The 24,246-nt window shown below is 72.1% G+C and carries 19 protein-coding genes; 10 read left to right on the top strand and 9 right to left on the bottom strand.

What is annotated here, in order from left to right:
• Positions 1 to 222 precede the first annotated feature (222 nt).
• The 5 genes from ABD979_RS00735 to uvrA form a co-directional block, all read right to left on the bottom strand.
• A complete protein-coding gene (locus ABD979_RS00735; protein WP_345505500.1) occupies positions 223 to 1,188 on the bottom strand; it encodes a gluconeogenesis factor YvcK family protein in 966 nt (321 codons plus the stop codon).
• Positions 1,189 to 1,198: 10 nt separating this feature from the next.
• Positions 1,199 to 2,116 (bottom strand): RNase adapter RapZ, encoded by a 918-nt coding sequence (rapZ, locus tag ABD979_RS00730; RefSeq protein ID WP_345505499.1) that lies wholly within the window; start codon positions 2,114 to 2,116, stop codon positions 1,199 to 1,201.
• On the bottom strand, positions 2,113 to 4,167 hold the full coding sequence (uvrC, locus tag ABD979_RS00725; RefSeq protein WP_345505498.1) for an excinuclease ABC subunit UvrC: 2,055 nt from the start codon (positions 4,165 to 4,167) through the stop codon (positions 2,113 to 2,115). The genes rapZ and uvrC overlap by 4 nt, the downstream gene beginning before the upstream one ends.
• 80 nt (positions 4,168 to 4,247) lie before the next feature.
• Positions 4,248 to 4,778, bottom strand: a complete 531-nt coding sequence (locus ABD979_RS00720) for a Rieske (2Fe-2S) protein (protein ID WP_345505497.1) — start codon at positions 4,776 to 4,778, stop codon at positions 4,248 to 4,250.
• Positions 4,775 to 7,951: an excinuclease ABC subunit UvrA gene (gene uvrA, locus ABD979_RS00715; RefSeq protein ID WP_345505568.1), complete on the bottom strand. Its 3,177-nt coding sequence runs from the start codon at positions 7,949 to 7,951 to the stop codon at positions 4,775 to 4,777. The genes ABD979_RS00720 and uvrA overlap by 4 nt, the downstream gene beginning before the upstream one ends.
• Positions 7,952 to 8,056: 105 nt before the next feature.
• Between uvrA and ABD979_RS00710 the strand changes: the two genes are divergently transcribed.
• The 4 genes from ABD979_RS00710 to ABD979_RS00695 are packed head-to-tail and all read left to right on the top strand — an operon-like array spanning position 8,057 to position 11,754.
• On the top strand, positions 8,057 to 9,862 hold the full coding sequence (locus ABD979_RS00710; RefSeq protein WP_345505496.1) for a glycoside hydrolase family 15 protein: 1,806 nt from the start codon (positions 8,057 to 8,059) through the stop codon (positions 9,860 to 9,862).
• A gap of 55 nt (positions 9,863 to 9,917) precedes the next feature.
• Positions 9,918 to 10,628: a maleylpyruvate isomerase family mycothiol-dependent enzyme gene (locus tag ABD979_RS00705; protein WP_345505495.1), complete on the top strand. Its 711-nt coding sequence runs from the start codon at positions 9,918 to 9,920 to the stop codon at positions 10,626 to 10,628.
• A 2-nt stretch (positions 10,629 to 10,630) separates the two neighbouring features.
• On the top strand, positions 10,631 to 11,353 hold the full coding sequence (locus ABD979_RS00700; protein ID WP_345505494.1) for an MBL fold metallo-hydrolase: 723 nt from the start codon (positions 10,631 to 10,633) through the stop codon (positions 11,351 to 11,353).
• A 29-nt stretch (positions 11,354 to 11,382) separates the two neighbouring features.
• Positions 11,383 to 11,754 (top strand): hypothetical protein, encoded by a 372-nt coding sequence (locus ABD979_RS00695; RefSeq protein WP_345505493.1) that lies wholly within the window; start codon positions 11,383 to 11,385, stop codon positions 11,752 to 11,754.
• Here the strand turns inward: ABD979_RS00695 and ABD979_RS00690 are convergent.
• Positions 11,687 to 12,634 carry a DMT family transporter gene (locus tag ABD979_RS00690; RefSeq protein ID WP_345505492.1) on the bottom strand — a complete coding sequence of 316 codons (948 nt, stop codon included), beginning with the start codon at positions 12,632 to 12,634 and terminating at the stop codon, positions 11,687 to 11,689. The genes ABD979_RS00695 and ABD979_RS00690 overlap by 68 nt on opposite strands.
• On the opposite strand from ABD979_RS00690, the gene ABD979_RS00685 reads away from it, so the two are divergent.
• Positions 12,633 to 14,051: an aminotransferase-like domain-containing protein gene (locus ABD979_RS00685; RefSeq protein WP_345505491.1), complete on the top strand. Its 1,419-nt coding sequence runs from the start codon at positions 12,633 to 12,635 to the stop codon at positions 14,049 to 14,051. The genes ABD979_RS00690 and ABD979_RS00685 overlap by 2 nt on opposite strands.
• Positions 14,052 to 14,283: 232 nt before the next feature.
• Here ABD979_RS00685 and ABD979_RS00680 read toward each other — a convergent pair whose 3' ends face one another.
• Positions 14,284 to 14,619 (bottom strand): hypothetical protein, encoded by a 336-nt coding sequence (locus tag ABD979_RS00680; protein ID WP_345505490.1) that lies wholly within the window; start codon positions 14,617 to 14,619, stop codon positions 14,284 to 14,286.
• A 165-nt stretch (positions 14,620 to 14,784) separates the two neighbouring features.
• On the opposite strand from ABD979_RS00680, the gene ABD979_RS00675 reads away from it, so the two are divergent.
• From ABD979_RS00675 to ABD979_RS00665, 3 genes are all read left to right on the top strand, one after another.
• Positions 14,785 to 15,648, top strand: a complete 864-nt coding sequence (locus tag ABD979_RS00675) for a C40 family peptidase (RefSeq protein ID WP_345505489.1) — start codon at positions 14,785 to 14,787, stop codon at positions 15,646 to 15,648.
• On the top strand, positions 15,645 to 16,520 hold the full coding sequence (locus ABD979_RS00670) for an EamA family transporter (protein WP_345505488.1): 876 nt from the start codon (positions 15,645 to 15,647) through the stop codon (positions 16,518 to 16,520). Before ABD979_RS00675 ends, ABD979_RS00670 begins: the two co-directional genes overlap by 4 nt.
• A gap of 72 nt (positions 16,521 to 16,592) precedes the next feature.
• The gene (locus ABD979_RS00665; RefSeq protein WP_345505487.1) at positions 16,593 to 17,999 is read left to right on the top strand and encodes an MFS transporter; all 1,407 of its coding nucleotides are present in this window, start codon (positions 16,593 to 16,595) and stop codon (positions 17,997 to 17,999) included.
• A 2-nt stretch (positions 18,000 to 18,001) separates the two neighbouring features.
• Here the strand turns inward: ABD979_RS00665 and ABD979_RS00660 are convergent, their stop codons facing one another.
• The gene (locus ABD979_RS00660) at positions 18,002 to 19,018 is read right to left on the bottom strand and encodes a TerC family protein (protein ID WP_345505486.1); all 1,017 of its coding nucleotides are present in this window, start codon (positions 19,016 to 19,018) and stop codon (positions 18,002 to 18,004) included.
• 584 nt (positions 19,019 to 19,602) lie between these two features.
• Here ABD979_RS00660 and ABD979_RS00655 point away from each other — a divergent pair.
• Positions 19,603 to 20,595, top strand: a complete 993-nt coding sequence (locus ABD979_RS00655) for a hypothetical protein (protein ID WP_345505485.1) — start codon at positions 19,603 to 19,605, stop codon at positions 20,593 to 20,595.
• Between the two features lie 70 nt (positions 20,596 to 20,665).
• On the opposite strand, the gene uvrB is transcribed toward ABD979_RS00655, so the two are convergent.
• Complete coding sequence (uvrB, locus tag ABD979_RS00650; protein ID WP_345505484.1) at positions 20,666 to 22,780, bottom strand: excinuclease ABC subunit UvrB; 2,115 nt, start codon at positions 22,778 to 22,780, stop codon at positions 20,666 to 20,668.
• Between the two features lie 55 nt (positions 22,781 to 22,835).
• Here uvrB and ABD979_RS00645 point away from each other — a divergent pair, with 55 nt between their 5' ends.
• Positions 22,836 to 24,119 (top strand): ROK family transcriptional regulator, encoded by a 1,284-nt coding sequence (locus ABD979_RS00645; RefSeq protein ID WP_345505483.1) that lies wholly within the window; start codon positions 22,836 to 22,838, stop codon positions 24,117 to 24,119.
• Positions 24,120 to 24,246 lie beyond the last annotated feature (127 nt).

The following is a 24,246-nucleotide window of genomic DNA, read 5'->3' as shown; positions in this document are numbered from 1 at the left end:
TGCCACCGTCGAGAGGCCAGAAGCTGCGCGTCCCGCACGCCCGAGTGGTCACCAGCCCACCGAGGTCGTATGCCGTCCGCAGCCGGAACCACGTCCGCGCGCGCCAGCGGGTCGGTACCGGGCGGCATACCTCATCACGAACTGTGGCCACTCGACCGCCTGGTCACCGCGAAGCTTGGCCTTTCGACGGTCTCGGACCCGCGAAGAGTGGCCTTTCGACGGTCAGTCGATGACGTCCCTGAGCGCGGCCGCGAGTCGCAAGGGGTCGTGGACCCCCGGCTCACCCCGCGCGGACACCGGGGCGACGACGAGCTCGGCCCCGAGGTCGGCCGCCGCGGCCCGGAGCGAGGCCGGGTCGGAGACGACGCTCGGGTCGGCGAGCACGACGTCGAGGCGCAGGTCGGGGGCGTTCGCGGCGAACGAGGCGAGGTGGTCCTCCGCCCGGAAGTCGCGGGTCTCACCCTTGCCGACCTCGAGGTTGAGGTTGAGCAGGCGTCGCGCCGGGGTGGCGACGAGGGCGTCGGCCAGGCCGGGGACCAGCAGGTGCGGCATGACCGACGTGAACCACGAGCCGGGCCCGAGCATGACCCAGTCGGCCTGACCGACGGCCGTCAACGCCTCGGCGCACGGCTCCGGGCAGGTCGGCACGATGCCGATCGACGACACGACCCCGGGCGAGGACGCGACGCGGTGCTGACCGCGCACCTCGACCGTCTCGTCGGGCCGGTCCGGGTCGTGGCCGTGGATCTCCGCGACGATCTGCAGGGGCTCGGCCGCCATCGGCAGCACCCGGCCCCGGGCTCCCAGGAGGCGGCCGACGAGGTCGAGGCCGGCCACGGTGTCACCGAGCAGCTCCCAGATGCTGACGATCATGAGGTTGCCGAGGGCGTGGCCCTTCAGCTCCCCGGAGCCCGCGAAGCGGTGCTGGAGCACGTCGCGCCACGTGTGCCCCCAGTCACTGTCGTCGCAGAGCGCCGACAGCGCCATGCGCAGGTCGCCGGGCGGCAGCACGTCGAACTCCTCGCGCAGCCGCCCGCTCGAGCCCCCGTCGTCGGCGACGGTGACGACGGCGGTCACCTCGTCGGTGAGCAGGCGCAGGGCGGTCAGGGCCGCGGCGAGTCCGTGGCCGCCTCCGAGGGCGACGATGCGCCGGTGGTGCGCGGAGGCGAGGGGTGTGCGGATGGTCACGGGCGCGAGGCTACTCCCGGCCGAGGTCACGGTGGACGACGAAGGTGTCGACGCGGTCGCGACCCCCGAGCCGGGCGCTGAGCGCCTCCGCGGTCGCCACCGAGCGGTGCTTGCCGCCGGTGCAGCCGACGGCGACCGTGACGTAGCGGCGCCCCTCGCGGACGTAGCCGTCGATCATCGTGTCGAGCAGGTCGGCCGCCCGGTCGATGAACTCCCCCGCCCCGGGCTGCTTCATGACGAACTCGCTCACCGGCCGGTCACGCCCGGTGAGGGCGCGCAGCTCGGGCACCCAGTAGGGGTTGGGCAGGAAGCGCATGTCGAAGACGACGTCGGCGTCGAGCGGCAGCCCGTACTTGAACCCGAACGACATGACCGCGATCCGCAGCTGCACCTGGCGGTCGCCGGCGAACAGCGACGAGAGCTTGGCGCTCAGCTGGTGGACGTTGAGGCCGGAGGTGTCGATGACGACGTCGGCCGACGACCGCAGGTCGAGGAGCAGCTCGCGCTCACGCTGGATGCCGTCGAGCAGCCGGCCCTGGCCCTGGAGCGGGTGCGGGCGGCGGACGCTCTCGAAGCGCCGCACGAGCGCCTCGTCGGTGGCGTCGAGGAAGACGAGGCTCGGCCGCTCGCCGCGGCTGCGGGCTGCGCGGATGGCGTCGTCGAGCTGGGCGAACCAGCCCCCGGTGCGCACGTCGACGACGACCGCCACCTGCTGCGGACGCACCGCGGGGTCGCGCTGCCGCGCCTGGTCGCGCAGCTCGGTGAGGTGCGTGAGCAGCTGCGGGGGCAGGTTGTCGACGACGAGCCAGCCGAGGTCCTCGAGGACGTTGGCGGTCGTGCTGCGACCGGCACCGCTCATGCCGGTGACGATGACGATGGGCGCGTCGGCCAGCGACGCACCCGGGTCGGGGCTTGGGTCGGCGGTCATTCGAGCACTTCTCCCGTCGTGAGGTTCACGGCCGGCTCCGGGGCGGCGCCCTGGGCCAGGTGCGTGACGATGGCCGAGGCGAGCGACGGTCCGATGCCGGGTACGGCCATGATGTCCGCTTCATCCGCGGCCCGAAGTCGTTTCACCGAACCGAAGTGTCGCAGCAGCGCCTTCTGCCGGCTCGCCCCGAGACCCGGGATGCCGTCGAGCTGCGAGGTCGTCATCGCCTTGGAGCGGCGCTGGCGGTGGAAGGTGATGGCGAAGCGGTGCGCCTCGTCGCGGAGCCGCTGGAGCAGGTAGAGGCCCTCGCTCGTGCGCGGCAGGATGACCGGGTGGTCGTCGCGGGGCAGCCACACCTCCTCGAGCCGCTTGGCCAGGCCGACGAGCGCGACCTCCTCGATGCCGAGCTCGTCGAGCACGGCCTGGGCGGCGTTGACCTGTGGGAGGCCGCCGTCGACGACGACGAGGCTGGGCGGGTAGGCGAAGCGGCGCGGCCGGCCGGTCTCGGGGTCGATCGGACCCGACGGCGACGCGTCACCGTCGTCGTCGTCGTCCGTGCTGCCGGACCCGCCGCCCTCTGCCGTGGCCCCGCCGACGACGCCGGAGGCGAGGTCGAGGTCTCCGGTGCCCTCGGCGTCCTCGAGGTAGCGCCGGAACCGGCGGGTCAGCACCTCGCGCATCGCAGCCGTGTCGTCGACGGTCACCGGCTCGTCGTCGGCGCCCGACGTCGTGCCGCGCACGATGAACCGGCGGTACTCGCTCTTGCGGGGCAGGCCGTCCTCGAAGACGACCATCGAGGCCACGACGTTGGTGCCCTGCACGTGGCTGACGTCGTAGCACTCGATGCGCAGCGGCGCGTCGTCGAGCCCGAGGTAGTCCTGCAGTTCCTGCAGGGCCTTGCTGCGCAGCGTCAGGTCGCCCGCGCGGGCCACCTTGTGCCGGGCGAGCGACTGCTCGGCGTTGCGGCGCACCGTCTCGCTCAGGGTCCGCTTGTCGCCGCGCTGCGGCACCCGCACCGACACGGCCGAGCCGCGCACCGACGAGAGCCACTCGGTGACGGCCTCGGGGTCGGTGGGCAGGGTGGGCACGAGCACCTCGCGCGGGATCGCCTCGCGCTCGGCGTCGCCGTACACCTGCAGCAGCAGGTGCTCGACGAGGCTAGGGAGGTCCTCGCTCTCCTTCTCGACGACCCAGCCGCGCTGGCCACGGATGCGGCCACCACGCACGTGGAAGACCTGGACCGCCGCCTCGAGGTCGTCGTCGGCGAGGGCGAAGACGTCGGCGTCCGTGGCGTCGCCGAGCACGACAGACTGCTTCTCGAGGGCCTTGCTGAGCGCCCCGATGTCGTCGCGGAGCCGGGCCGCCTGCTCGAAGTCGAGCTCCGCGGCCGCGTCCTTCATCCGGGTCTCGAGGCGCTTGACGAAGCGCGTCGTGTTGCCCGTCATGAAGTCGCAGAAGTCGTCCGCGATGGCGCGGTGCTCGTCGGCGTTGACGCGGCCGACGCACGGCGCCGAGCACTTGTCGATGTAGCCGAGCAGGCACGGGCGCCCGCTCGCGGCGGCCCGCTTGAACACCCCGGACGAGCAGGTGCGCACGGGGAAGACCCGCAGCAGCAGGTCGAGCGTCTCGCGGATCGCCCACGCGTGGCCGTAGGGGCCGAAGTAGCGCGTGCCCTTGCGCTTGGCGCCGCGCATGACCTGCGCGCGGGGGTACTCCTCCCCCATCGTGACGGCGAGGAAGGGGTAGGACTTGTCGTCGCGGTACTTGACGTTGAAGCGCGGGTCGAACTCCTTGATCCAGGAGTACTCGAGCTGGAGCGCCTCGACCTCGGTGCGCACGACCGTCCACTCGACGGAGGCGGCCGTCGTGACCATCGTCGCCGTGCGCGGGTGCAGCGCGGTGATGTCCTGGAAGTAGGACGAGAGGCGCGGACGCAGCGACTTGGCCTTGCCGACGTAGATGACGCGGCCGTGGGCGTCACGGAACCGGTAGACCCCCGGGTCGGTCGGGATCTCCCCCGGCTTCGGTCGGTAGGTGCTCGGATGCGCCACGCCACCACCCTATGTCGGCCCACCGACAACGCCGTATGCCGCCCTCCCGACCCGGGCGGGCGGCATACGGACGCGGGGCGTCAGCTGACGGTGAAGGAGTCGCCGCTGACCGTGATCGTCTTCGCGGTGAGGCCGGTCTGGGCCGGGCCGGAGACGCGGTCGCCCGTGGCGATGTCGAAGTGGCTCTGGTGGCACGGGCAGACGATCTGCCCGCCGTCGACGGACCCGACGGTGCAGCCCTGGTGGGGGCACACCGCGTCGAACGCCTTGAAGGTGCCGGCGGTCGGCTGGGTGACGACCGTCTTGGTGTCGGCGAAGATCTTGCCGCCGCCGACGGGGATCTCGGAGGTGGGCTGGCCGCCGGCCGCACCGCCTCCCGAGCCCGCGTCGGTCGTCGCCGCCGACGAGGACGAGGACGCACCGGCGGTCGACGAGGCGCCGACGGAGGTGTCCGGGGTGCCGGCGGGCACGGGCGGGCTGCTGCAGGCCGCGAGCGCACCGGCGCCGACGACGACGCCGGCCACCTTCAGCACGTTGCGGCGGTCGGTGAGGGCGGAGATGCGGTCGTGCGGGTTCGGCTCGGTGGGGCTGGAGTGCGTGGCCTCGGTCATGCGTTCCTCTCCCGGGTCGTGGCGCTGGATCTCGTCTTGCTCACGGTCGTGCTCGACGTGGACTTCTTCGCTGCGGCGGTCGTGGCACCCCCTCGTGCGCGACCGCTCGCCGTCGTGGCCTGGGGTGCCGTGGCGGCCTTGGTCGCCGTTCTCGTCGAGCCGGCCTTGGTCGTCGTGCCGGTGGCCTTGGCCGTCGTCGTCTTCTTCACGGTGCGCGACGCGGCTGTGCCCGCGCCGTCAGCACGCTGGGAGCCCGCCTTGCGCGACGTGGCGCGGGTGGTCGTGCGTGCCGTGCGCTCGAGGATCGGCTTGAGGAAGCGGCCGGTGTGGCTGGCGGCCACCTCGGCCACGTGCTCGGGGGTGCCCTCGGCGATGACCGTGCCACCGCCGGAGCCGCCCTCGGGCCCCATGTCGATGATCCAGTCGGCGTTCTTGATGACGTCGAGGTTGTGCTCGATGACGATGACGGTGTTGCCCTTGTCGACGAGGCCCTGGAGCACGTCGAGCAGCTTGCGGATGTCCTCGAAGTGCAGACCGGTGGTCGGCTCGTCGAGGACGTAGATGGTGCGTCCGGTGGATCGCTTCTGCAGCTCGCTCGCGAGCTTGACGCGCTGGGCCTCACCACCGGAGAGGGTCGGCGCCGGCTGGCCGAGGCGCACGTAGCCCAGGCCGACGTCGTTGAGGGTCTTGAGGTGACGCGCGATCGCGGGGACCGCCTCGAAGAACGTGGCGGCCTCCTCGATCGGCATGTCGAGCACGTCCGCGATCGTCTTGCCCTTGAAGTGCACCTCCAGCGTCTCCCGGTTGTACCGGGCCCCGTGGCACACCTCGCACGGGACGTAGACGTCGGGCAGGAAGTTCATCTCGATCTTGATCGTGCCGTCGCCGGAGCACGCGTCACAGCGCCCGCCCTTGACGTTGAACGAGAACCGGCCCGGCTGGTAGCCGCGCACCTTGGCCTCGGTCGTCTCGGCGAAGAGCTTGCGCATGTTGTCGAAGACGCCGGTGTAGGTGGCCGGGTTCGATCGGGGGGTGCGCCCGATCGGGCTCTGGTCGACGTGCACGACCTTGTCGAGCTGGTCGAGGCCCGTGACGGTCTTGTGCCGGCCCGGCACGTGGCGCGCGCCGTTGAGCTTGTTCGCGAGGACGTTGTAGAGGATGTCGTTGACGAGCGTCGACTTGCCCGAGCCGGAGACGCCGGTGACCGCGACGAGGTTGCCGAGCGGGAAGTCGACCGTCACGTTCTGCAGGTTGTTCTCGCGAGCGCCGCTGACGGTGATCTGCCGCCCGTCGTGGCCGCGGCGGACCTCGGGCGACGGGATCTCGCGGCGCCCGGAGAGGTACATGCCGGTGAGCGAGTCGGGGTGCTCGAGCAGGCCCTTGACCGGCCCGGAGTGCACGACGTGGCCGCCGTGCTCGCCGGCGCCCGGGCCGATGTCGACGACCCAGTCGGCCGTCGCGATGGTGTCCTCGTCGTGCTCGACGACGATGAGCGTGTTGCCGAGGTCGCGCAGCCGGGTCAGGGTCTCGATGAGCCGGTGGTTGTCACGCTGGTGCAGGCCGATCGAGGGCTCGTCGAGCACGTAGAGCACGCCGACGAGGCCCGAGCCGATCTGCGTCGCGAGCCGGATGCGCTGCGCCTCGCCACCCGAGAGCGTGCCGGCGGGGCGGTCGAGCGAGAGGTAGTCGAGGCCGACGTCGAGCAGGAAGCCGAGGCGGGCGTCGATCTCCTTGATGACGCGCTCGGCGATCTGCCGCTCGCGGGGGGTGAAGTCGACGGTGTCGAGGAAGCCGGCGGCGTCGCGGATGGCGAGCCCGCAGACCTCGGAGATGTTCTTGCCGCCGAGCAGCACGGCGAGCGACTCGGGCTTGAGGCGCGCCCCCGAGCAGACGGGGCACGGCACCTCGCGCATGAAGCCCTCGTAGCGGTCGCGGCTCCACTCGGAGTCGGTCTCGGAGTGGCGGCGCTTGATGAAGGGCACGACCCCCTCGAAGCCGGTCGTGTAGGACCGGTCGCGGCCGTAGCGGTTCTTGTACTTGACGTGGACCTTGTAGTTCTGGCCGTGCAGCAGGGCCTCCTTGGCCCGGGCCGGCAGGGCGCGCCACGGCGCGTCCATGGAGAACTTCATGTCCTCGGCGAGCGCCCCCATGACGCGCTGGAAGTACTCGGCCGAGCCGGAGCCCTGCGCCCACGGCGCGATGGCGCCGTCGGCGAGCGACAGGTCGTCGTCGGGCACGACGAGCTCGGGGTCGACCTCGAGCTCGGTGCCGATGCCGGTGCACTCGGGGCAGGCGCCGAACGGCGAGTTGAACGAGAACGAGCGCGGCTGGATCTCGTCCATGCCGAGCGGGTGGTTGTTCGGGCAGGCCATCTTCTCGCTGAAGCGGCGCTCGCGGTCCTTCGCCTTGGGCTCGCGGTCGACGAAGTCGATGATGACGACGCCACCGGCGAGGCCGAGGGCGGTCTCGACGGAGTCGGTGAGGCGGCGCTTGGAGCCGGCGTCGTCGCCCTTGGCGACGAGGCGGTCGACGACGACCTCGATCGTGTGCTTCTTCTGCTTCTCGAGGGCGGGGGGCTCGGCGAGCGACACGACCTCGCCGTCGACCCGGGCGCGCGAGAAGCCCTTGGTCTGGAGCTCGGCGAAGAGGTCGACGAACTCGCCCTTGCGGCCCTGGACGACGGGCGCGAGCACCTGGAAGCGCGTGCGGTCCTCGAGGGTGAGCAGCTGGTCGACGATCTGCTGCGGCGACTGCCGGGTGACCGGCTCACCGCAGACCGGGCAGTGCGGGCGGCCCGCACGCGCGAAGAGCAGGCGGAGGTAGTCGTAGACCTCGGTGATGGTGCCGACGGTCGAGCGCGGGTTGCGGTTCGTCGACTTCTGGTCGATCGAGACGGCGGGCGAGAGGCCCTCGATGAAGTCGACGTCGGGCTTGTCCATCTGGCCGAGGAACTGCCGGGCGTAGGCCGAGAGCGACTCGACGTAGCGGCGCTGGCCCTCCGCGAAGATCGTGTCGAACGCGAGGCTCGACTTGCCCGACCCGGAGAGCCCCGTGAAGACGATGAGGCTGTCTCGCGGGAGGTCGACGGAGACGTCGCGCAGGTTGTGCTCGCGCGCGCCGCGGACGACGAGGGAATGGGCGTTGCCGGTGGGCGTAACAGTCACGCGCAACATGCTAGGTGCGCCCACCGACAGTCCTCGTATCGGCGGTGGCCTGCGGACGCCCGCCACGCGGCGGGGGGTCGTGGCTCCGCACGGCGCGGACGGCATACTCGCCCCATGAGCAAGCACGTGCCGACCCCGATCGAGGACTACGCCGTGCTCGGCGACCTCGGCACCGCCGCCCTCGTCAGCCGGCGTGGATCCATCGACTGGCTGTGCCTGCCGCGGTTCGACTCGCGGGCCTGCTTCGCCGCCCTGCTCGGCACGCCCGACAACGGCCGCTGGCTGCTCGCCCCCGTCGACCCCGACGCGACGACCACGCGCCGCTACGTCGGCGACTCCTTCGTGCTCGAGACGATCCACGAGACGGCGACGGGCCGGGTGCGGGTGACCGACGTCATGCCGCTCGGTGACGGCCGCTCCGACGTGCTCCGCCGGGTCGAGGGCATCGAGGGCACGGTGCGGATGGTGCACGAGTGGACGGTGCGCTTCAACTACGGGCGCACCCGCCCCTGGGTGATGCGCCACACCGAGGACCGCGAGGACCACACCGACGAGATCATCACCGCCATCGCCGGGCCCGACATGCTCGTGCTGCGCGGGGTGCGCCTGCCGCACGCGCAGGACGGCCACCACGTCGACGAGTTCGACGTCAGCGCCGGTCAGACGTACACCTTCTCGACGACGTGGTTCCGCAGCCACGAGGAGATCCCTCCCCCGCTGCGGGTCCGCGCCCGCATCGACGAGACGATCGCGCTGAGCGAGGAGTACGCCCGGCACAGCGACTACGAGGGGCCGTATGCCGAGCACGTGACCCGCTCGCTCCTGGTCCTGCGCGCGCTGACGCACGCGGCGACCGGCGGCATCGTGGCGGCCGCGACGACCTCGCTCCCCGAGGAGTTCGGCGGCGAGCGCAACTGGGACTACCGCTTCTGCTGGCTGCGCGACGCCGCCCTGACGCTCGAGGCGCTCCTCGGCTGCGGCTATATCGAGGAAACCGCGCTGTGGCGCGACTGGCTGCTGCGCGCCGTCGCCGGTGACCCCGAGGACATGCAGATCATGTACCGCGTCGACGGCGGTCGCGACCTTCCCGAGCGCATCCTCGAGCACCTGCCCGGGTATGCCGGGTCGTGGCCCGTGCGCGTCGGCAACGCGGCCGTCGACCAGCGCCAGACCGACGTGCTCGGCGAGGTGATGATCTCGCTCGACCACGCCCGGGCCCGTGGGCTCGAGGAGAACGACGACTCGTGGCACCTGCAGCGTGCCCTCGTCAACCACCTCGCCGAGCACTGGCAGGCGGCCGACAACGGGCTGTGGGAGATCCGCGGCCCGCTGCGCCACTTCACGCACTCCCGCGTCATGGTGTGGGCGGCCTTCGACCGGGCGATCCGCGCCGTCGAGCAGCACGGGCTCGACGGGCCCGTCGACCAGTGGCGCGAGCTGCGCGACCGGGTGCGCGAGGAGGTGCTGAGCAAGGGCTTCGACACGAAGACCAACACCTTCGTCCAGCACTACGACACGACCGAGGTCGACGCCTCGCTGCTCACCCTCTCCGCCGTCGGCTTCGTCGCGGGCGACGACCCGCGGATGCTCGGCACGATCGCGGCCGTCGAGCGCGACCTGCTGCGCCACGGCCTCGTGATGCGCTACCGCACCGAGGCTGGCGTCGACGGGTTGCCGGGCGACGAGCACCCCTTCCTCGCGTGCTCGTTCTGGCTCGTGACGGCATACGCCAAGGCGGGGATGGTCGACAAGGCGACCGAGCTGATGGACCGGCTCGTCGCCCTGACGAACGACGTCGGGCTGCTGTCGGAGGAGTACGACCCCGTCGCGCAGCGGATGGTCGGCAACTTCCCCCAGGCGTTCTCGCACCTGACGCTCGTCGGCGCCGCCCTGGCGCTCGCCCGGGCGACCGCCGCCTGACCCTGCCGACCACACCCGACCCCGCCCCGACCGACGCCCGACCCGAAGGAGAGCCATGAAGCACGCCGACGTCACACCAGCGCTCGTCGAGGAGGCGACCGCTCGCCTGCTCACGACCGTGCAGGGCCTCGACGACGACGCGCTGGCCGGCCCGTCGCTCTGCGAGGGCTGGACGCGGGGTCACGTGCTCGCGCACCTGGCCCGCAACGCGGACGCCCTCGTGCGGGTCAGCGATGTGGCGCTCACCGGCCGACCCGACACGATGTACGACGACGTCGCGACCCGCGACGCCGACATCGACGCGGGTGCCGGGCGGTCGGCATCCGAGCACGGCACCGACCTGCGCGACTCGGCGCTGCGACTCGCGGAGCGGCTCGAAAAGCTTGCGGCACCAGGTGATCGGCACCAGGACGTGAAGGTCGAGCGGACCCCCGGCGGCTTCCCCATCGCCGTCACGATGGTGCCGTTCATGCGGTTGCGCGAGCTCGTCTACCACCACGTCGACCTCGATGCCGGCTACGGCTTCGCCGACGCGCCGCCCGAGGTGGCCGCCCTCTTCCTGCGCGACGCCGCCAACCGTCTCGCCCACGGCGACGAGCCGCTCTCGCTGCGCATCACGACGGACGAGGGCGACGAGCACGTCGTCGGCGACGGCGGCACGCGCGTCTCCGGCTCGCGCGCGGACGTGCTGATGTGGCTCGCGCGCGGACGCACCGACGGCGTCGCGTTCGACGGCCCCGTCCCGACCCTGCCCTTCGGAGGATGAGCATGAGCACGCGCAACGACGACCTCGGCGACAGCACCAACGACCGCACCGACGACTACACGGGCCACGTCGAGGCGAACGGCCCGGCCGGGGTGCGCGAGCTGCCGGCCCTGACGATCCGCAAGGCGGAGGTCGGCGGGTTCGGCAACAACGCCTACCTGCTCACCTGCCGCGCGACGGGAGCGCAGCTGCTCGTGGACGCCGCCGACGAGGCCGAGCGACTCGTCGAGCTCGTCGGCGCCTCGGGCTCGGGCCGCCTCGACGTGGTCGTCACGACGCACTCGCACCACGACCACGTCGGCGCGCTCGCCGCCGTCGTCTCGGCCACCGGTGCGCGTACCGTCGCCGGCGCCGAGGACGCGGACGCCCTCCCCGTGCCCGTCGACGTGCGCGTGGGGCACGGCGACACCGTGGACTTCGGCGACGTCACCCTCGACGTCGTGCACCTGCGCGGCCACACTCCCGGCTCGATCGCCCTCGCCTACCGCGACGGCGGCGACCCGGACGGGCGGACCCACCTCTTCACCGGCGACAGCCTCTTCCCGGGCGGCATCGGCAACACGAAGAACCCCGGCCAGAGCTTCGAGTCGCTCATCGAGGACGTGACGACGCGCGTCTTCGACGTCTACGACGACGAGACGTGGTTCTACCCCGGCCACGGCGACGACTCGACGCTCGGCGTCGAGCGTCCCCACCTGGCCGAGTGGCGCGCCCGAGGCTGGTGACCGCGGCCGAGGAGAGGGAGGATGCCGGGGTGACGACATCGGCCGAGCGAGCTGCCGTGCTGCGGGTCTTCCCCGACCACACCGCCGATCCGGTGTGGGTCGACACCGGCATGGTCGACCTCGACACGCTGGCCGTGTCGGACTGGCTGCGCGACGAGCTCCGCGCGTGGGCGCGTGACTGGGAGGAGCTCATGGGCGTGCGCGAGCACCGGTATGCCGTCGTCGACGACTCCGCCTACCGGGTCTGGCGCCGGCGAGGGTGGGAGCTCTCGCAGCGGCTGCAGGCGGAGCTCGGCGACGACTACGCGGTCGCATACACGGTCGAGGAGGACCTCAGCCGCGGGCTGGGCCCCCCTCGCCGCGGAAGCGGGCACGGACGGCGAGGCAGGCGCAGGCGATGACGAACAGGCCACCCAGGACGGTCGGCCGGGTGACTGGTTCGCCCAGCAGCAGGGTGGCCCACAGGATGCTCAGCACGGGCTGCACCAGCTGCACCTGGCTCACCTCGGCCATCGGTCCGATGGCCAGGCCGCGGTACCAGGCGAAGAAGCCGAGGTACATCGAGACGACACCGAGGTACGCGAACGCCAGCCACTGCAGTCCCGTCGCGGTCTGTGGCTCCTCGAGGACGGCGACCAGGGTCAGCGCCAGCATCAGCGGGGCCGACAGGACGAGGGCCCAGCAGATCGTCTGCCAGGATCCGAGCTCGCGGGCCAGCAGGCCGCCCTCGCCGTACCCCACCGCGGCCGCGACGACGGCCCCGACGAGCAACGCGTCCGAGCCGTGGAGGCCGCCCAGCCCGCCGCCCCGCACCCCCGCGAATCCGACGACCGCGACGGCACCGAGCGCGGCGAAGACCCAGAACGTCCGGGACACCCGCTCCTTGCCCCGCAGGACCGCCACCGCTGCCGTCGCAGCCGGTAACAGCCCGACGACGACGGCGCCGTGGCTGGCCGGGGCGGTCCGCAGGGCGTAGGAGGTCAGGAGCGGGAACCCGGCCACGACTCCCGCCGCCACGACCGCGAGGCGCAGCCACTGGCGCCCGGTCGGCCGGGCCTGCCGTGTCACGGCCAGTGCGGCAGCGGCCAGCACGGCGGCGATGACGGCTCGTCCCGCGCCGATGAACAGCGGTGACAGTCCGTCGTGGGCGGCGACCCGCGTGAAGGGCACCGTGAAGGAGAAGGCGGTGACGCCCACCAGTCCCCAGCCACGTCCCGAGGTCGTCCGCCGGGGCGATAGCGGATCGCGTGCTGTGACGGTAGCGCTACTCTGTGTCTCCATGAATGACGATAGCGCAACTCGGATCACCACCGCGCTGCGCTCGTGGGCGCGCACGGCTCCACCCGGGAGCCGGCTGCCCTCGACCCGGGCCCTGGTCCAGCAGCACGGTGCGAGCCCGGTCACGGTGCAGAAGGCGTTGCGGCGGCTCACGGCGGAGGGTCTCGTGGAGACTCGACCCGGGGTGGGCGCGTTCACGCGTGCGACGGCGACGGCGCGGCCGCCCGACTTCGGCTGGCAGACCGCCGCCCTCGGTGCGCCACGCACCCGGGGTGGCGAGCTGTCGTCCACCCAGCGCGCCTCCGCACCGGACGCCATCCAGCTCCATTCGGGCTACCCCGCTCGTGAGCTGCTGCCCGAGCGGCTCGTGCGGACGGCCCTCGCCCGCGCGGCCCGCACCGAGGCCGCGCTGACGCGTGCCCCGGCCGCTGGGCTCCCCGACCTGCGGGCCTGGTTCGTCGGCCAGGTCGCCGAGGCCACGCCGACGGGACTCGCCCCGCCCTCGCCACGGGATGCCCTCGTCGTCGCCGGCAGCCAGAGCGGGCTCAGTTCCATCTTCCGTGCGATCGTCGGCCGGGGACAGCCGCTCGTCATCGAGTCTCCCAGCTACTGGGGCGCGATCCTCGCCGCCGAGCAGGCCGGCGTCGTCCTCGTGCCGGTCTCGAGCGGCCCGTCAGGTCCGGACCCCCAGGAGGTCGAGCGCGCCTTCGCCCTGACCGGCGCGCGCGCCTTCTACGCCCAGCCGAACTTCGCCAATCCGACCGGGGCACAGTGGTCCCCAGAGACCGGGCGCGCCGTCCTCGACATCGTCCGCGCCCGCGGTGCCTTCCTCGTCGAGGACGACTGGGCCCACCACCTGGGCATCGACACCGACTCGACCCCCCTCATCGGGCAGGACTGCGACGGTCACGTCGTCTACCTCCGGTCCCTGACCAAGAGCGTCTCGCCGGCCCTGCGCGTCGCCGCCGTCATCGCCCGCGGGCCCGCCCGCGAACGGCTGATCGCCGACCGCGCCGCCGAGTCGATGTACGTGAGCGGCGTGCTTCAGGCTGCTGCGCTCGACGTCGTCACCCAGCCCGGGTGGAGCACCCACCTTCGCGCGATGCGCAACCAGCTCAGGGCCCGCCGCGACCTGCTCGCCCAGAGCGTCCGCGACGGGGCACCCACGGTCCACCTCCAGCAGGTGCCTCCGGGCGGGCTCAACCTCTGGGCCCGGCTGCCCGAGGGCACCGACGTCAGTGGTCTCGTGCGCGAGTGCGAGCTTCGCGGTCTGGTCGTCGCGCCGGGTGGCGAGTGGTTCCCGGCAGAGCCGACCGGCCCCTTCGTCCGCCTCAACTACTCCGGCGCGGACCCGGACCGCTTCCCCGAGGCCGGCCGCATCCTCGGCGAGGCGCTGTCCGCGACGGTCTCCGAGGGCTAGCTCTCGTCGGCCACCGCCACCTTGCGCACGCCACGCACCACGCCCTTCCACCATCGCCCATGACAGCGTGCGGCCATGTCGTACGACCTCGAGGTGTGCACGGCGATCGGCCTGGCCGCAACCCGTGACGTGGTCGTGACTCGACGGTAGCGGTGCCACCTCGTGTGGCGTCGACGGCGAGATCCGTGCGCGCCGACGGCCCACGGCGGACTGCCGTCCGCGGCCGACCCGGTCAAGCTCCCTGGGCGCCCTCGAAGCGCACGGCGTCGTCCGTCTCGAGCTCGGCGATGAGGGCCACGAGCTCCTCGCGGAGGAAGTCGGTCTCGGGCGGTACGTTCGTCAGGAGGATGTGCCGGCGCGGGTTGTTCGCGACCGAGAGCCCGACACCGAGGCGCGACCGCCCGTGGCGCTGGCGCCAGGCACGCTCGAGCAGCGGGCCGCCGGTCCAGTCGACCGGCGCGCGCAGCCAGCCCTGCAGGTCGACGATGTCGCCGTCGGGGCCGTGACGACGGTTCTTCGGGGGGTCGAAACCCTCGAGCGTCACACGCTCGGTCACTCGCTCGTCCATGTTTCGACGGTACGACCCGGGGCGCTCGTTGACCATGGCTCGGGGCCCGTTCCCACCGTTTCGTGAGCGAAGAGACAGCCACCTCCCAGCCGGCGTGCAGCCGTCCCGACCACCACGGCCCGACCGGGTGCAGCGGGATGCGCCCCGGGTGCGAGGATGACGGGCGTGAGCACGCCTGTCGCCGTCATCGCCACCCACCGCGTCCGCGTCCCCGTGACGACCGTCTGGACGAGCCCGACGAGCCCGCGCGCCGTCGATGCCCCGGCCGTCGCCGAGCAGCCGGATGCCGTCGCCTGGCTGGCGGCGCTCGACGCGCACGACGCTCAGGACCCCCGCGGCCGCGACGACGAGTCCGGCGACGGGCGCCTCGGCCTGCACGGGCGCGTCGAGACGCAGCTCGTCGCCGGTGAGCCGGTCGTCGTCACGGAGACCGACCCGACGGGCGCGTGGTCGCACGTCGTCGCGCCGTGGCAGGCCTCCCCCAAGGACGGGCGCGGCTACCCGGGCTGGGTGCCCACGGCACACCTCACTCCCGTCGAGGACGTCGACGACGCCGAGGACGCCGTGGGCTCCGACGCCGCCGTCGTCACGGACCCGCTCCCGGCCGACCCGACCACCGACGCGACCACCGACTCGACCACCGACTCGACGGGTGAGGCGGGCGGGCACCCCGCCGTCGCCGAGGCGCGGCGGCACATCGGCCTGCCCTACCTGTGGTCGGGCGTCACCCCGCTCGGCTTCGACTGCTCGGGCCTCGTGCTCCACGCCTGGCGCCGGTTCGGCATCGTCGTGGCGCGTGACGCCTACGCCCAGGCGGAGGTGGCCGAGCCGGTCGCCCTCGACGCCGTCGAGCCCGGCGACCTCTACTTCTTCGCCCGCCCCGGCCGGCGGATCCACCACGTCGGCATCGTCGTGCGGCCCGGACGGATGGTGCACGCGTCGGAGACCGGCGGCGTGCTCGTCGAGGAGGACCTGCCGGCGGAGCGCCTCGCCACCCTCGTCGCGGCCGGGCGACTGCCGATGCCGTGACGGTCGACCGCCGCACCGCTCCCCTGCTCGTGCTCGGGGGCGTCGTCTCCGTGCAGTTCGGCGGAGCCCTTGCCGCGACCCTCGTGCCGCGCATCGGCGCGCCCGGCTCGGTGCTGCTGCGCCTCCTCTTCGCCATGGTCGTGCTCGTCACCGTCGCACGCCCCTCGTGGCGCGGGCGCACCCGCTCCGAGTGGCTCACCGTGCTGCTCTTCGGGCTGGCGCTCGCGGCCATGAACACCTCGTTCTACGCCTCGCTCGCGCACCTGCCCATCGGCGTCGCCGTGACGATCGAGTTCCTCGGCCCGCTCGGTCTCGCGGCCGCGCTCAGCCGGCGGCCCCGCGACCTCGCCGCCGTGGCGGCCGCAGCCCTCGGGGTCGTGCTCGTCTCCGGGGTGCTCGACACCTCGTTGCAGCGGCTCGACCTCGTCGGGGTCGGGTTCGCCGCACTCGCCGGCGTCATGTGGGCGGCCTACATCGTGCTGAGCCAGCGCACGGGGCGCGCCTTCGCCGGGCTCGACGGCCTGGCGCTCGCGCTCGTGGTCTCGACCGTCGCCGTCACCCCGCTGGGGCTGCCGTCGATCGGGCACTGGACCCCGCGCGACGTCGCCCTCGGCCTCGGCATCGCGGTGCTGTCGTCGGTGCTGCCCTACTCGCTCGAGCTGATGGCGCTGCGCCACCTCGCCCAGCACGTCTTCGGGATCCTGCTCAGCCTCGAACCGGCCGTGGCCGCGCTCGCCGGCCTCCTCGTGCTCGGGCAGGTGCTCGACACGCGCCAGGTCGCCGGCATGGCGCTCGTCGTGCTCGCCAGCGTCATCGTCCTCGGCGCGCGCCGCTCGGCCGGGCCGCCCGAGGCCGCCCTGGGGCCCGGGTGACGTCGCGGCCCTGGGGCCCGGGCCGCGCAGCGGCCTTGACCTCAAGTCCGCGTGAAGTCCTACCGTCGCCGGATGACGTCCTCCACCGTGGGCCACGAGCCCGCGCACCCCGCGAAGTCAGCGCCACCCGCGATGAGCACCGAGCCTGCTGACTCCGGCGGCGGACTGCTGTCCCCCGCCCTGCGCGCCACCACGATCGGCGTCATCGCGCTCGTCTCGCTCCATGCGTTCGAGGCGATGGCCCTAACGACGGTGATGCCGACGATCGCCCGTGAGCTCGACGGTGCCGCCCTCTACGCCATGGCGTTCACGGCGACCCTGGCCGCCGGCATCGTCAGCATCGTGTGGTCGGGCAACCTCGCCGACCGGCGCGGCCCGCGGCCGCCGCTCCTCATCGGCCTCGTCCTCTTCGCCATCGGCCTCGTCGGCGCCGGCCTCTCGCCGACGATGGAGGTGCTCGTCGGCGCCCGCGTCGTGCAGGGCCTCGGGGCCGGCATGACGAGCACCGCCTTCTACGTGCTCGTCACGCGGGTCTACCCCGTGCGGCTGCACACGGCCATCCTCGCCGGCTTCTCGGCGGCCTGGGTCGTGCCCTCGATCGTCGGGCCCTTCGTCGCCGGGCTCATCGCCCAGACGATCGGCTGGCGCTGGGTCTTCGGCCTGGCCGTCATCGTGCTCGTCGTGGCCGCGGTGCTGCTCGGTCGCATCGTCACGGGCCTGCGCCAGGAGCTCGTCGACGTGCCGTGGCGACGGCGCTCGATCGCGGCATCCGTGCTGCTCGCGGTCGCCGTGCTGGCCCTCAACGCGGTGGCCGACCGGCTCGACGCGGTCGGCGTCGCGCTCGCGCTCGCCACCCTCGTCGTCGTGTGCCTGACCCTCCTGCCGCTGACGCCGCGCGGCACGCTCCGGGCCGCCCGGGGCCTGCCGACCGACGTGCTGCTGCGGGCGCTCGCCTTCGCGGCCTTCAGCGGCGCCGAGGTCTACCTCCCCCGACTGCTCACCGAGCGCGACGGCCTCAGCCCCAGCCTCGCCGGCATCGCGCTCACCATCACCGGGGTCACCTGGTTCGCCGGGTCGTGGGTGCAGGGCCGGTGGGACCGGCGCTTCGAGATCGGCCGCACGGCCTCCGTCTCGCTCGCCGCGATCACGCTGACCCTGGCCGGCCTCGCCGTGGCCGTCGCCGTGGGCGCGCCGACGTGGGTCGTCATCGCGATCTTCCCGGTGCTCGGCCTCGGCATCGGCACCCTCTACCCCCGCGTCACCGCCCAGGCGCTCGGTCGCGCCGGCAGCACCGAGCAGGGCTTCGTCAGCTCGGCGCTGCAGATCGGCGACTCGTCCGGCGCCGCGACGGCCATCGCGCTCTCGGCGATCGTCTTCACCGCCGCGGGGGCGGCGGTGCCGAACGCCTACGTGGCGGTGTTCGCCGTCATGGCGCTGCCCGCGCTGGCCGGCTGGCTCGTCGCCCACCGGTTGCCCTGAGGTCAGCTGACGACGGACTCGTCGGCCCCGGCGTCGGACGCCTCGAGGCGCGCGTCGCGCTTGGACTTCCAGAGGCTGGCGACCGTCGTCACCCCGAGGATCAGCACGATCGCGCCGAGCGAGACGAGGATCGGGATGTCGGGCACGCTCTCGATCGGCTGACCGCCGTTGATGAACGGCAGGTTGTTCTCGTGGAGCGCGTGCAGCACGAGCTTGACGCCGATGAAGGCGAGCAGCACGGAGAGACCGATGCTGAGGTAGACGAGCTTCTTGAGCAGGCCACCGATGAGGAAGTAGAGCTGGCGCAGGCCCATCAGGGCGAAGATGTTCGCCGTGAGGACGAGGAAGGGCTCCTTCGTCAGGCCGTAGATGGCCGGGATCGAGTCGAGCGCGAAGAGCAGGTCCGTCGTGCCCAGCGCGAGGATGACGATGAGCATCGGCGTGATGAGCCGCTTGCCGTTCTCGATGACGGTCAGGCGCGTGCCGTTCCACTCCTTGGTGGCCGGGAAGCGCTTCTCGATCCAGAGCAGCAGCCGGTTCTCGTGGTACTCGTCGTCGTCGCTCTCACCCCCGGTGGCGAGCTTGACCGCCGTGTAGATGAGGAACGCGCCGAAGATGTAGAAGACCCACGCGTACGCGTTGATGACGACGGCGCCCAGGGCGATGAATATGCCGCGCAGCACGATGGCGATGACGATGCCGACCATGAGGGCCGACTGCTGCAGCTTCTGGGGCACCTTGAAGCTCGCCATGATGAGCAGGAAGACGAAGAGGTTGTCGACCGACAGGGAGTACTCGGTCAGCCACCCGGCATAGAACTCGCCGGCGTACTGACCACCCCACTCGAACCAGACGAACAGGCCGAAGAGCACGGCCAGGCCGACGAAGAAGGCGAGGTGCCTCCCTGCTTCGGCCATCGAGGGCACGTGGGGACGCCGGGCGATGACGAAGACGTCGACGGCGAGGAACACCGCCATCAGACCGATCGTCAGGAACCAGCCCCAGGTGGGAACGTTCATGCGCACAACCTTCCGGTCACCGATCAGCAACCGGAGGTCTCTCCCGCCCGACGCCGATGGTCGGACCGACGGGACCGGGAGCGGCGGTGGGTCCACTCCGTGATGACGAGCCCGTCGTGGTCGGGGATACTCCCCTCCGCGAACGCCCGAGTCTCCCACTCGGCACCCCGGCGCTCAAATCCATCCCGCCCCGTGGCGCTCCGAGCACCTCGCGACGGGCGTGATCTGCGTCACAGGCGCTTGCCACACCCGTCCCACGCGTCACGCGCCGTCACGCCGGACACGATCCAGATCTTGCGGGTTCCTTGCGGATCCACGCCCGGCGTTCGCGACGCGGGCCGCGGATGCGGGTCTGATCACGCCCAGCGGCGCCGCAGATGCGCCCCTAGATCGACGGGACCTCGTGCGCTTTAGGACGTCTTGTTGTGATATTGCGATTTTCTTCTTTTTTGTCCGATTGCTCCCTTACAGTCCGTCTTGCGCCATCCGGTCCCACCGGTCGTGAGAGCCCCCGCCGGGTCGGCGCGCTCCGTTTCCCCTGCGGGCGACCCCCGTCGCCCACCGTCCCTCTAGGTGGTTCCCCCATGCCTGTCATCACCCGCCGATCCGTCATCGGCGCCGCTCTGGCGACCGCGGTCGTCCTTCCCCTCGTCGGCACAACCCAGCTGGCCGAAGCCTCCACCCGATCTGTCCAGACGGTCGACCCCACGAGCGGTCGAGTTCGCTACGGGTTCAACCCCGGCGGCTGGTGGAGGTCCGCGGGGCAGACGCCGAAGAGCGCCTACGACCAGGCCGTCGCCGCCTTCGGCCAGCCCGGGTTCATGCGCCTCTGGCCGAACCGCTTCACCACGACGTGGCGCGGTGGTCTCATCCCCACGTACGTCGACGACGCGAAGACCCCGGTCTACATCAACCTCGGCTCCGACGTCGCCGGCGTCAACCGGGGCGCCTACGACGCGGCGTGGATCCAGATCCTCAGGACCGCTCCCAAGGACCGCTGGATCTGGTTCTCCTTCGCCCACGAGCCCGAGGGTGACGGTTTCACCGTCGCCGCTTGGCAGCAGGCGCAGATGCGGCTGGCCAAGCTCAAGGCGCAGTACGCGCCAACGAACGTCCGCTTCGCGCCCCTGCTCATGGGCTCTACCTTCCACGCCAGCCGCTACAGGGTTTCAGCCACCGGCAACGTGCCCTGGTCGACCTGGTTCAACTTCGACCTGAGCAACGTCGATGCCATCGGCGCCGACCTCTACCAGTGGGGTACCCAGGACGCGACGGCCGACACGGCCGCTGCCGTCGTCAACCCGGCGATCGAGGCCGCGCGCTCCAAGGGCAAGGGCCTGGTGGTCGGGGAGCTCGGTGCCCGCAACACGCTGACCGACACCGGACGCGCCACGTTCCTCAAGGACGCCGTCAAGCTCTTCGACGCCTCTCGCAACGTTCGGGCCGTCGCCTACTTCGAGAGCGACAACGGCAGCAAGGGCCCGTGGAACCTGCTGCCCAAGCCCGGAACGCCCACATCGCTGCCCAAGAGCATCGCCGTGTGGAAGTCCGCCGTGCAGTCCTCGCCCAAGAGCTGACCTGCCCGGACCACGAGGAGCCGCACCCGGCCCGGGTGCGGCTCCTCGTGTCGTCCAGCTCGGCGGACCGTCAGCGGGTGGCCGCGCTCATCTGGCGCAGCTCCTTCTTCAGGTCGCCGATCTCGTCGCGCAGGCGGGCGGCCAGCTCGAAGTGCAGCTCGGCCGCGGCCTGGTGCATCTGGGTCGTGAGCTCCTGGATGAGTGCGGCGAGGTCGGCCGCCGCCATGTCGGCGGGCCGCTCGGCCCGACCACCGGCGGAGACGCCGACGTCGGCGGCCATCGCACCCCGGCCCGCTCCGCTCTTCCCGCGCGACTGCATGCGGCCCGAACCGAGCAGCTCCTGCGTGTCGGCGTCCTCGCGCTCGAGCAGGTCGGTGATGTCGGCGATCTTCTTGCGCAGCGGCGTCGGGTCGATGCCGTGCTCGAGGTTGTAGGCGATCTGCTTCTCGCGGCGCCGGTTCGTCTCGTCGAGCGCCTGCTCCATCGACGGGGTCATCTTGTCGGCATACATGTGCACCTGGCCCGACACGTTGCGGGCCGCGCGACCGATCGTCTGGATGAGCGAGCGCGCCGAGCGCAGGAAGCCCTCCTTGTCGGCGTCGAGGATGGCCACGAGCGAGACCTCGGGAAGGTCGAGACCCTCACGGAGCAGGTTGATGCCGACGAGGACGTCGAAGACGCCCGAGCGCAGCTCGCGGAGCAGCTCGACGCGGCGCAGGGTGTCGATGTCGCTGTGCAGGTAGCGGACCCGGATGCCCTTGTCGAGGAGGTAGTCGGTCAGGTCCTCGGCCATCTTCTTCGTCAGGGTCGTGACGAGCACGCGCTCGTTGCGCTTGGTGCGCTCCTGGATCTCGTGCATGAGGTCGTCGATCTGGCCCTTCGTGGGCTTGAGCACGACCTCGGGGTCGACGAGCCCGGTGGGGCGGATGATCTGCTCGACGGGCGGGCCCGACTTCGCCAGCTCGTACTCCCCCGGCGTCGCCGAGAGGTAGACGGTCTGGCCGATGCGCTCGAGGAACTCCTCCCACTTCAGCGGCCGGTTGTCCATGGCGCTCGGGAGCCGGAAGCCGTGCTCGACGAGCATGCGCTTGCGCGACATGTCGCCCTCGTACATGGCGCCGATCTGCGGCACGGTCTGGTGCGACTCGTCGAGCACGAGGAGGAAGTCCTCGGGGAAGTAGTCGATGAGGCAGTTCGGCGCGGAGCCGGACGTGCGCCCGTCGATGTGGCGGCTGTAGTTCTCGATGCCGTTGCAGAAGCCGACCTGGCGCATCATCTCGAGGTCGTACGTCGTGCGCATGCGCAGGCGCTGGGCCTCGAGCAGCTTGCCCTGCTTCTCGAAGAGCGCGAGCTGGTCCTCGAGCTCGAGCTCGATGCCGCGGATGGCGCGCTCCATGCGCTCGGGGCCGGCGACGTAGTGCGAGGCGGGGAAGACGTACATCTCCTGCTCCTCGTTGACGACCTCGCCGGTCACGGGGTGCAGGGTGTAGATGCGCTCGATCTCGTCACCGAAGAACTCGATGCGGATCGCCAGCTCCTCGTAGACCGGGATGATCTCGACGGTGTCGCCGCGGACCCGGAACGTGCCGCGCGTGAAGGCGAGGTCGTTGCGCGTGTACTGCATCTCGACGAACCGGCGCAGCAGGTCGTCGCGGACGACCTCCTGCCCCACCTTAAGGCGCGCCATCCGGTCGACGTACTCCTGCGGCGTGCCGAGGCCGTAGATGCAGGAGACGGACGCGACGACGATGACGTCGCGGCGGGTCAGCAGCGAGTTCGTCGCCGAGTGCCGCAGGCGCTCGACCTCGTCGTTGACCGAGCTGTCCTTCTCGATGTAGGTGTCGGTCTGCGGGATGTACGCCTCGGGCTGGTAGTAGTCGTAGTAGCTGACGAAGTACTCGACCGCGTTGTTGGGCAGCAGCTCGCGGAACTCGTTGGCGAGCTGCGCCGCGAGCGTCTTGTTCGGCGCCATGACGAGGGTCGGCCGCTGCACCTGCTCGATGAGCCAGGCGGTCGTGGCCGACTTGCCGGTGCCCGTCGCGCCGAGCAGCACGGTGTCGGTCTCACCCGCCCTCACCCGCTTGGCCAGCTCGGCGATCGCGGTCGGCTGGTCACCGCTCGGCGTGTACTCGGAGATCACCTCGAAGGGTGCCACCGTCCGCTGGAGGTCGGTCGTGGGGCGCATGGCTCAACCGTACGTCCCTCCACCGACAGCGCCCATCCCGTGCCACCATGTGCCGGTGAACGCCACCGCCGCACCGCCGCGGGCCTCGGCCCGACGCGGCTCCAACCTCCCCCGCGTCGGCGACTACAACCAGGTCGTCGTGCTGGAGGCGATCCGGCGCAGCACCGACGGCCTGAGCCGCGTGGAGGTCGCCGCGGCGACGGGTCTCTCACCGCAGGCGGTGTCGAACATCTGCCGGCGCCTCCTGCAGACCGGCCTCGTCGAGGAGGCCGGCAAGAAGGTGGCCGGGCCGGGCAAGCCCCGGACCCTGCTGCGGCTCGCGCCGAACGGCCGGTTCGCGGTCGGCGTGCACCTCGACCCCGCCCTGACGACCTTCGTCGTGCTCGACCTCGTCGGGCGACCGGTGGCCCGCTCCGTGCGCCCGCTGCGCCCGGGCCTCGGCCCCGAGCAGGTGCTGCGGGAGGTGGCCGAGGAGGTCGCCGCCCTCATCACCTCCTCGGGCGTCGACCCCGAGCGGGTCGTCGGCCTCGGCGTGGCCGCGCCCGGGCCCGTCGACACCGCGACCGGCTCGCTCGTGCGCCCGCCCAACCTGCTCGGCTGGGACCGGGTCGCCATCCGCGACGTGCTCGGCGAGGCGACCGGCCTCTCCGTCCTGCTCGACAAGGACGTCGTGGCGGCGGCCGTCGCCGAGCTGTGGACCGGCGCCGTGGGCGGCACCGACAGCGCCGTCTTCTTCTACATCGGCACCGGCGTCGGCGCGGGCCTCGTGCTCCGCGGCGAGGTGCACCGCGGCACGTCGGGCAACGCGGGCGAGATGGGCCACCTCGTCACGGGACCCGACGGCCCGCCGTGCGCGTGCGGCCAGCGCGGCTGCGTCGGGGAGGTCTGCTCGCCCCGCACCGTCGTGGAGACCGCGCACCTGCGGGGCATCGGCCCGCTCGACCCGCCGGAGGGCCTGGGCGGCGACGACCCGGACCACCGCGACGTCGTCGGCGCCCGGTTCCGGCGGCTGTGCGCCCTCGCCGAGGACGGCCACCCGGGCGCCCAGGAGCTGCTCGACGACATGGCGCGGCGGTTCGCCAAGTCCGCGGGCGACGTCGTCAACCTCCTCGACGTCGACCAGGTCGTCTTCGGCGGCCCGCTCTGGGAGCACCTCGCCCCGACGTTCCTGCGGATCGTGCCCGAGGTCCTGCGCGGCTCGGTCGTCACCGCGCCCCTGCACGCGACGACGGTCCGGGGCACGAGCCTCGGCGCGGACGTGGCGGCCCTCGGCGCGGCCTCCCTCGTGCTCGACGAGGCGTTCAGCCCCCGGTCGGCCACCCTCCTCGTCGCGCACTGAGGGTGCCGCGGCGTCTCCCGGCGCCCGCCGGCACCCCCGCGACCATGGGCCGGAAAGCTCCCCCCGAACCCTTGACAGCAATAACTCCATTTGATGTATAAAAGGTTCCAGCACGAGTCAAGGGAGA

This window comes from Terrabacter aeriphilus, from assembly GCF_039542985.1.
GTDB lineage: Bacteria > Actinomycetota > Actinomycetes > Actinomycetales > Dermatophilaceae > Terrabacter > Terrabacter aeriphilus.
The sequence above is the reverse complement of the archived record's forward strand: the minus strand, read 5'-3'. Positions and strand labels throughout refer to the sequence as shown.

Coding starts and splice junctions, on each gene's coding strand:
- rapZ (WP_345505499.1), bottom strand. CDS start 2,116: ATGACCGCCGACCCAAGCCCCGACCCGGGTGCGTCGCTGGCCGACGCG.
- ABD979_RS00720 (WP_345505497.1), bottom strand. CDS start 4,778: ATGACCGAGGCCACGCACTCCAGCCCCACCGAGCCGAACCCGCACGAC.
- uvrA (WP_345505568.1), bottom strand. CDS start 7,951: ATGTTGCGCGTGACTGTTACGCCCACCGGCAACGCCCATTCCCTCGTC.
- ABD979_RS00710 (WP_345505496.1), top strand. CDS start 8,057: ATGAGCAAGCACGTGCCGACCCCGATCGAGGACTACGCCGTGCTCGGC.
- ABD979_RS00705 (WP_345505495.1), top strand. CDS start 9,918: ATGAAGCACGCCGACGTCACACCAGCGCTCGTCGAGGAGGCGACCGCT.
- ABD979_RS00700 (WP_345505494.1), top strand. CDS start 10,631: ATGAGCACGCGCAACGACGACCTCGGCGACAGCACCAACGACCGCACC.
- ABD979_RS00685 (WP_345505491.1), top strand. CDS start 12,633: ATGAATGACGATAGCGCAACTCGGATCACCACCGCGCTGCGCTCGTGG.
- ABD979_RS00690 (WP_345505492.1), bottom strand. CDS start 12,634: ATGGAGACACAGAGTAGCGCTACCGTCACAGCACGCGATCCGCTATCG.
- ABD979_RS00680 (WP_345505490.1), bottom strand. CDS start 14,619: ATGGACGAGCGAGTGACCGAGCGTGTGACGCTCGAGGGTTTCGACCCC.
- ABD979_RS00665 (WP_345505487.1), top strand. CDS start 16,593: ATGACGTCCTCCACCGTGGGCCACGAGCCCGCGCACCCCGCGAAGTCA.
- ABD979_RS00660 (WP_345505486.1), bottom strand. CDS start 19,018: ATGAACGTTCCCACCTGGGGCTGGTTCCTGACGATCGGTCTGATGGCG.
- ABD979_RS00655 (WP_345505485.1), top strand. CDS start 19,603: ATGCCTGTCATCACCCGCCGATCCGTCATCGGCGCCGCTCTGGCGACC.
- uvrB (WP_345505484.1), bottom strand. CDS start 22,780: ATGCGCCCCACGACCGACCTCCAGCGGACGGTGGCACCCTTCGAGGTG.